We start from the raw sequence: 644 nt of genomic DNA on the forward strand, positions 1-644 counted from the left end.
AACACATCTTGTTTTGATTTCACCTCATAAACTGTCTTTGGTCTCAGCCTAGTGACAAAGCTGACTTTTTGGTTGGTCATGTCTGCAAACCACTGATAATCAACATACCCTTTATCAAATACAATGATACTTCCAGGTGGAAATTTAAGCCGTCGACCTTGTACCATGTCATTTTCAATACCATCACCAAGCGCAACAAACTCAGGAATGGTGTTGCTATGATTTAACCCAACTGTAAGTTTTATACTGGCTTTGGACTCATGTACTTTTGCCCAATCACACAATGACAGTGAAAGATCAATATGACTCGCATCAAGTGAATAGAGTGGATTTTTAAATCGAAATTTATGAGCAATCTTGGAATTTTCACAATGTTGAAGTAGTTGGATAAACAATTGTTGATACAAGCTAGCTGGTTGTTCTTCATTGATTCTTGCCAACGTACTTCGTGCAATTCTTTTGGCACCAAGGTGATAAAGCTTTTCCTGTTGTGATTCGAGATTAGACTCAATATCCCTCAAGCTTTGACGACATGATAATTGAGACATCAAAATAGCAATAAATTGATCCCATCGTGTTGCAGATCTTAATTTTTGTCCTTGATGGTATTGTTTTGCAAGACGTTCAAAATCTTGTCTTAAAAT

General features: G+C 36.6%; 1 protein-coding gene. It reads right to left on the reverse strand.

Annotated elements, in window-relative coordinates:
* The coding region (locus DPG01_RS18530; protein ID WP_228157032.1) for an IS4 family transposase at window positions 1-644 on the reverse strand (644 nt) is incomplete at both ends.

It is taken from the genome of Acinetobacter sp. WCHAc060042 (assembly GCF_003231195.1).
Taxonomy (GTDB): domain Bacteria; phylum Pseudomonadota; class Gammaproteobacteria; order Pseudomonadales; family Moraxellaceae; genus Acinetobacter.